We start from the raw sequence: 7,345 nt of genomic DNA, 5'->3' as shown, positions 1-7,345 counted from the left end.
TGCTGTTGTGCGGTCACACCATGCGAAATGTAGCTGAGAATATCCACACGATGCACGCCGCAGCTTTCCAGAATATACACCGCTTGAGAGTCTTGTTCGGAATAGAGCGAGGCCAAAACGTGCAACCCGCTCACTTCGGCATAGCCGTTGGATTGCACCAGATAAATCGCCCGTTCAATCACGCGCTGGAATGCCATGGTCGGTAGCAATTCTTCCACTTTATGCCCGGTGCCTTCCGCATCCAGATATTTTTCCAATTCGGATTCAATGACGCTCGGCTTCACGCCACAGGCTTCGATGGCTTCGCGCACTGACGGTAAACCCAGCAATTCCAACAGCAGGTGTTCCAACGTCACATACTCGTGTTCGTACTCATTTGCCAGGCTGAACGCATTGCTGAGTGTTAATTGCAATTCCTTGCTTAACATTTAAACCACCTCCATTTCGCACTGCAGAGGATGTTGATGCTCTCGCGCATATTGATTCACTTGCATCACCTTCATTTCAGCCACTTCTTTACTGTAAACACCGCATATTCCTTTGCCTTGGGTGTGCACCGCCAACATCACGGCACTGGCTCTCGCTTCATCCATGCTGAAGAACCGCATCAAAACAGTCACCACAAAATCCATTGGGGTAAAGTCATCATTCAATAACACCACCTGATAACGTTTGGGTGGTTTAACGGCGCTGCGCACCGCCTCGAGCAAGGCACCGTCATCGTCAAACGGTTGATTGGCCATTTATTATTCCTTAAAACGTTATTTTCCAGCCTTTTCAGGCTGAAATGAGTCTGGCATAAAGGTGCCCAGGCTGGTTAACACCGTCGCCAGGCAACCCCATATTTTCGACGAGGATATAGTCATGTGGGGAATAGTTCACCGGCACCGTAACCTTCATGCTGCCGGAAGGCGACTCAAGATCCAGTTGTCGTCCAGGAACCAGTAAAAGGCTGGGCACCGAAATGGTGCCATAGATGTCACTGCCTTTCAGTGTCCATTTCAACGAATCCAACTTCAGCTGAAACTTCACCAGATAATCACCGGATTCGCCGCCAAAAAGCCCCTGATACCCTTTGCCTTTTAAGCGGAAGGTTTTATCCCGAAACGCATCACGCGTGAATTTCATTCGAACTTTAAGCCCCGGAATGTAAAAATAACCGATTTTCAGCAGACGAATGGCGTAACGCAGCGTGAGAGGATAGGTGATGACACGATCTTTGCCGCGAATCGGGCGCTGCTTCTGCCAGCGAAAACCGCCATTCGGCGTTGACGATTGAGCGGCATGGTGGTGGGCGGTCTTTGACGCGGTTGAAGTGGCTGAGGCCGCATGAGCGTAACGACGATGGTGCAGACTGAACTCCCGCCAATAAGCCTCACGGTACTTGGTCAGCACTTCATAAGCTTCGGAAATTTCCTGAAACTTTTCCGTGGCATTGTGGATTTTGGAGACATCAGGATGGTAGCGTCGAGCCATCTTGCGGTAGGCCAGCTTAATGGTTTTTTCACAGGCCTGGTGATGCACACCCAGCAATGCAAAATAATCTTTTCGGCAGTCGTAACGGTTATTGATCATTTCATTCAATCATCTATTGTCTAAATTAAGACCTTTGGATGCAAATATCGCGCCATTCGCTTCGTGGCCAACCTTGCAGAAAATATTTTTTGGCTCGCTGAAACCGTCAAACCACCCCGAACACAGGTTAAACAACCGATCCGACCACTTTCGCTTTAGAAAGGCTTTACAATGGGTTTCATTCTAACGGTTTTACCATATAAAAAAAACCCTAATACCCGTCTCAAAACCGTCAACAGCGTTCGTAACGCGGACGCATGCACATTTTTTACCTTTCATAAACATCGTATTTATGCATAATAAGCGCCAAATTCATAGCGTAATCCCTATGCCACCCGTCAGCCTAAAGGACTCAAGAGGAAATGAAATGAGCATTGAACAAACCCTGCAAAAAAGAAGCGGTTCCAAATGTGAACTATGCGGCGCCACCGACCACCTGAGCGTTTATGAGGTAACGCCTTCGGACGGCACCGCCGATCAGGCGATTTTGGTTTGCGACACCTGCAAAAACCAAATTGAAGCGCCGGAGACCATGGATGCCAACCACTGGCGTTGTTTGAACGACAGCATGTGGTCACCGGTTCCGGCGGTTCAAGTCATGGCTTATCGCCTGCTGAATGCGCTGCGTGCCGAAGGCTGGCCACAGGACTTGTTGGACATGATGTACCTGGAAGACGACACCAAAGCTTGGGCGGATGCAGGACTGCCAAACCAGGAAGAAGACACAATCGTTCATAAAGACAGCAATGGCAACATCTTGCAGGAAGGGGATGACGTCACTTTGATTAAGGACCTAGACGTCAAGGGCGCTGGCTTTACCGCGAAGCGCGGCACCTTGGTGAAAAACATCCACCTGACCGACAACCCGCTGCACATTGAAGGCAAAGTCAACGGCACTCAAATCGTTTTGGTCGCCGCCTACCTGAAAAAAGCGTAATTTCACCAGGCCTGGTCAAAAAGGTTTTTGCCAGGCCTGCTTCGCAGCGTAAAGCGAAGGGCTCGCCAAAGTAAATCATTTTGCCTCAAGCGGGCATAATCAACGTCTTTCCGTCAAAATCCGCACTCAGCTCACCTTAATTTGTGTAAAATTTCGTTTTAATTTTAGATTACGGAAATAGCAAATGGGCAGAGCTTATCAAAACCGAAAAGAATCCATGGCGAAGACGTCTGACGCCAAAGCCAGAGTGTACAGCAAATTCAGTCGTGAAATTTACGTCTGCGCCAAAAGCGGCGGCGTGGAACCCGAAAGCAATCTGGCGTTGCAAGGCTTGATCGAACGTGCCAAAAAATCTCAAGTACCGGCACATGTCATTGATAAAGCCATTGACAAGGCCAAAGGCGGCGGCGGTGAGGACTTTGCCGTGGCGCGCTATGAAGGCTACGGCCCAGGGAACAGCATGGTGATTATTGAGTGCCTCACCGACAACCCCAACCGCACTTTTGGCGATGTGCGCAGCTGTTTTACCAAAACCAAAACCAAAATCGGCACGCAAGGCAGTGTCAGCCACATGTTTGACCATTCGGCGATTCTAGTCTTTGCCGGTGAGGATGAAGAAGCCGTTTTGGAAGCCCTGCTGATGGCCGATGTGGACGTTTCCGATATGGAAAACGAAGACGGTAAAATCAGCGTATTCGTGCCCCACACAGAATACGCTAAAGCCAAAACCGCACTCATCGAAGCTTTCGGAAACATGGATTTCGATGTGGATGAAATTCAGTTTCTACCGCAAATGACCAAGCCGCTGGAAAGCGAAGAAGACAAAGAACTTTTCTTGAAGTTTCTGGATATGCTGGAAGACTTAGATGATGTTCAAAACGTCTACTATGACGTTGAACTGTAACATCGAAAACCACCAGGCCTGGCAAATACCGTGAATCAATGGGCTAGCAAGCGCAAGCCCGTTTATTCCATTACAATGGCTTTTTATATGGCGATAAGGAAGTGACGTGCCCGGTACGCATTACGACAATGACCACGCTTTTATTGAAGAATTGCCTTTTCATCTGAAAAAGGTGGCGCATCGCATTATCCGTGAAGACTCGCTGGAAGCGATTCTTTTAGGCATCGACAACCAGACCAGCACCCATTTTCATTCGCCGGATACCTTGTCCCTAAACGACATTCTTCGCACGCTCTACGCTTGTCTGGTTGCGAAAATCACCTTTTTCGACAAACAGCTTTATGTCCTTGAAACGGAAATGACGTTTCTCTACGAACAGCTGTATCGCGCCTTACGCTACTTGCTGGCTCCACAGCTCGGCGACGACATCTCCGATGAGGCTCTGCAAGCCTACCTGAAACAGTATTACCCCAAAACACACTACTGGATTCATAAAAAAGACAGCGATGACCGTTATTCGCTGGCCATTCGCTCGCGACGCGAAAACACCCGACGCTTCTATCGCTACACCGCCAATATGCGTTACCACTTTATCCGCATCGGCTCCCACGAAGGCACCGACGAGTTGGTCGGCGACATCTATTCATCCGGCATCCAACATTTCACCAAAATCGTCAATGAAAAACTCGACACCCTGATGACCTATTATCAAAGCAATATTCGCGAAGCCTTGGTGGACACCCATCCAGAAGCCTATGACCTGTTCATCGTCGTGGCCGAAAAAAACGAATATTTACGCGAAGTGCTGAACGGCATTTCGGTTGGGCGCTTATCACTGGAAGAATCGAAGCGGTTTTTACGCTCCAGCCTGGAAGAAACGCTGGACTTTGCTTCCTTAAAAGGCAATATCCGCACCGAGTCGATTCTGCGCGACTTTGAAGAAAAAGTGAATCTCATCAGCCGCAGCACCCTGACATTACTGGAAAACTCCACCCCACACAAACTCTACCAAGGGCCGGTACTGGAAAGAGTCAAAATCGACCACGACATACGGGATTACATTGAAAAGAAAAAACGCAACGGCTCAAAACTGTTAATGTCGTTTATTAATTTATACCACTATGCTGTTTTGCTGGAAAAAATATACAACAACATCTCCAGCAGCCAATACATCATTATCTTTCCAGAATATTGGACCGAAGAATACCACGACATTTCCTCCGGCGGTTTTTCGTTTTTCACTCCGTTTCTGGTCGATATCAACGACATACTGGAACTGTTTTTCCGCTTTGACATTTCCCCCACCGACAAGGCAAATGAATACGAAATCGTTCACCAGAAGGCCAAGGTGGTGCGCATTGATGAGAATAAAGAAAAAGGGGCTTACCAAATTTCCTGCCAATTCATTCAGCCGGACAAAAAGGTAGTGGATCTGATTCGCAAAGCCACCCAATCCAAAGAACTCAAGGACGCCTTTGCCAGCGCCGATCTGATTGATATGATGGAATAAAACCGCCAGGCCTAGCGGCTTCAGATTAATGATGAAAAATGATTAACCTCCAACCCGAATATTAGCCTTGAGTTCTTCACTTCAACGGCTGAGGATATCAGTCGAGCAACCTAAACTCACACACTCACGCAATCTCAGAAAAATTCATATAACATTCCGGCTAAGTTGTGTCCGCTCCAAGGTATCCAGATATCGAATGACCTCTTCAGACAAATTGGCCAACGCCTGCAACTTGCGCTCCGCGCCTTCCTTGTCATTCATATCGCTTAGCGTCATCACCTCTCCAATGAGGCGATGCAACTCGCTGTGCGATTTTTGCAAAGCACTGAATTCGTTTAAGTGATGATAATCCTGCGCTTCGCTTGAGTTCAACCAGCGACCCAATTCACAGGCATCGGCGTCCAAGGCTTGCTGCTGACTCATGCCAACATCAATACCATTAAGGTAACCGCGAATGCGCCCGACCCAAGAACGATGCGCTCGGCGAGCACGCGCAAAGATAAAGTTACCGGTCGCCAGCGTGACGGTTAAGTGCAGCTGTTCCGGATGCAAGCGGAATTTTTCAACCGAACGGGCGATGTCCACCGATTGATGGCTGAAGTTTTGCGATGTGGTCGCGGTTTCCTCAGAAATCGAGGCATTGCTCTGTGCATCGCTGTCTACGGCCACCACCATTTCCAGACTGTTATCGATGGCACGTTTTTGTTCCAGCGACAGGGAGGCCATATCGCTGATTAAACCGCTAATTTCAGTCACCGAATCGTTAATGGTGACAAACGATTGTCCCGTTGCATCCACCAGTTTTTCACCCTGCTGAATTTGTTCACGGGTGGCCGTAATCAAACTTTGAATACTTTGAGCCGCTTCGGCGGACTTCTGAGCTAGGTTGCGTACCTCACCGGCCACTACGGCAAAGCCACGGCCATGATGCCCCGCACGGGCCGCCTCCACAGCGGCATTCAATGCCAACAAGTTGGTTTGAAACGCAATGCTGTCAATCAGATCAATGATTTCTTCTATCTGTTCACTGGCTTGGCTAATGCCTTGCATGGCCGAGATGGTTTGCGTCATCAGCTGACGCCCTTGCTGCACTTGCTCAGTTGTTTTGTGCGAAAGCTTATTGGCAAACTCCGTCTTCTGAGCATTTTGGGTAATGCCAGCTTCCATCGCCGTCAGATTGCGCGTGATCTGTGAAATTTCCAAGGCCTGGTGTTCCGCCCCTTCCGCCAGCATTTGCGAAGCGGAAGCCAGTTCGGCCGAACCTTGCTTAAAGTGATCCGTACCGTAACGAATTTCAGCAATCATACTGCCCAGGTTGGCGAGCGCATTGTTAATGGATTCCACAAAGGCCAGATCCAAGCCAGCATAACCGTCCAATGAGACACGGCGCGTCAATTCACCAGAAGACAAAGCACTCAACCCCTCGATGGCTTCCACTAACATCTCCCGTTGATCTTGAATCAAATGATTCAAATCGCCTTCCAATTGCTTAAAAGCACCTTGTGCTGAAATCGTTAACGTTGGGCTGTATTCGCCTTGATCTAAACGTTGCACCGCTTGGTTAACTTGTGAAAAAGCGTCTTGCAGATTGGCGCCAGTGCGATTGAATTCACGCGCCATTTTGCCACGTAAACGCTTGTCAATCTGATACTCAAAGTGCCCATCTGCAAGACACTTGAGGCCTTCGGTCATTGCCTCCGACATCTGATCAAAGGTCTCTAATATGGCATTGAGCTCCGTTTGAATCGCAGTATGGGCTTTAGAATAATTCCCATTTAAGCGGCAATGATATTGCCCGGCTTGAATATCCGCATGCAACGCCTGCAACTGGGTGTAAAAGTCATGACTGTGATCGTGGTGATCAAATAAATGTTGCCTGAAAAAATCAAAACACCGTTTGGATGACATCTAGGGCGTGCTCGGTTTTTCAGGGATTTCCGCCAAAGGATGTTCCGACAGGGTTTGCACCGAATGATGCAAGTTTTTTAAAGGTTTTAAAACGCGCATTCGAATGAATAAAAAATAGCCGAGCGTACCTAAAAACAGGCCGACAATGAATAGAACATACTCCATCATGATTCTCCTTTTTTCGTATGAGAATCTATTACTCTATCGACAAGTACTTTACAGCAGGTGAGGATTTTGTTAACAAAAAGCGACACCTTTATGACAAAAGCATTCAAAAAGAAACAGTTTAATCGTCCAACCCGAATATTTCATGAATTTGTTCTGAGCTCGAACAGAACTTTGGCTTCTCAACTTATTCCTGTCGTTAAATAATATTTTTGGCTGCAAATACGGGATATAAAACGTCTTGTGGCACTTGAAAAGGCGCAAGGTACATGCAGATTATGAACTACTCGTGTAAAAAAACCGCCAGGTCTGGCGGTTTTCAAGTTTTTGTACAGCGCTTTTTGCC

8 protein-coding genes are annotated in these 7,345 nt (G+C 47.9%); 3 read left to right on the top strand and 5 right to left on the bottom strand.

What is annotated here, in order from left to right; translation table 11 throughout:
- The 3 genes from ACP5D0_RS09345 to ACP5D0_RS09335 all read right to left on the bottom strand — a co-directional run.
- Positions 1-428 (bottom strand): Clp protease N-terminal domain-containing protein (locus ACP5D0_RS09345; RefSeq protein ID WP_472365485.1); only part of this gene is annotated, 428 nt, incomplete at its 3' end.
- Complete coding sequence (gene clpS, locus ACP5D0_RS09340) at positions 429-743, bottom strand: ATP-dependent Clp protease adapter ClpS (RefSeq protein ID WP_472365484.1); 315 nt, start codon at positions 741-743, stop codon at positions 429-431.
- 34 nt (positions 744-777) lie between these two features.
- Positions 778-1,575, bottom strand: coding sequence for a DnaJ domain-containing protein (locus ACP5D0_RS09335; protein WP_472365483.1), 798 nt, complete (start codon positions 1,573-1,575; stop codon positions 778-780).
- A gap of 367 nt (positions 1,576-1,942) precedes the next feature.
- Here ACP5D0_RS09335 and ACP5D0_RS09330 point away from each other — a divergent pair, with 367 nt between their 5' ends.
- The 3 genes from ACP5D0_RS09330 to ACP5D0_RS09320 all read left to right on the top strand — a co-directional run bounded on the left by ACP5D0_RS09330 (position 1,943) and on the right by ACP5D0_RS09320 (position 4,926).
- Positions 1,943-2,512, top strand: coding sequence for a PhnA domain-containing protein (locus tag ACP5D0_RS09330; RefSeq protein ID WP_472365482.1), 570 nt, complete (start codon positions 1,943-1,945; stop codon positions 2,510-2,512).
- A 184-nt stretch (positions 2,513-2,696) separates the two neighbouring features.
- On the top strand, positions 2,697-3,416 hold the full coding sequence (locus ACP5D0_RS09325; RefSeq protein ID WP_472365481.1) for a YebC/PmpR family DNA-binding transcriptional regulator: 720 nt from the start codon (positions 2,697-2,699) through the stop codon (positions 3,414-3,416).
- Between the two features lie 106 nt (positions 3,417-3,522).
- Entirely contained in the window at positions 3,523-4,926 is a 1,404-nt protein-coding gene (locus ACP5D0_RS09320) for a PilZ domain-containing protein (RefSeq protein WP_472365480.1), read from the top strand.
- Positions 4,927-5,070: 144 nt separating this feature from the next.
- Here ACP5D0_RS09320 and ACP5D0_RS09315 read toward each other — a convergent pair whose 3' ends face one another.
- Positions 5,071-6,834, bottom strand: coding sequence for a methyl-accepting chemotaxis protein (locus ACP5D0_RS09315; protein ID WP_472365479.1), 1,764 nt, complete (start codon positions 6,832-6,834; stop codon positions 5,071-5,073).
- Positions 6,835-7,002: a hypothetical protein gene (locus ACP5D0_RS09310; RefSeq protein ID WP_472365477.1), complete on the bottom strand. Its 168-nt coding sequence runs from the start codon at positions 7,000-7,002 to the stop codon at positions 6,835-6,837.
- Between the last annotated feature and the right edge of the window lie 343 nt (positions 7,003-7,345).

Origin of the sequence: Hydrogenovibrio sp. (assembly GCF_049975065.1) — a bacterium.
GTDB lineage: Bacteria > Pseudomonadota > Gammaproteobacteria > Thiomicrospirales > Thiomicrospiraceae > Hydrogenovibrio.
This window is presented reverse-complemented; position numbering and strand designations above follow the sequence as displayed.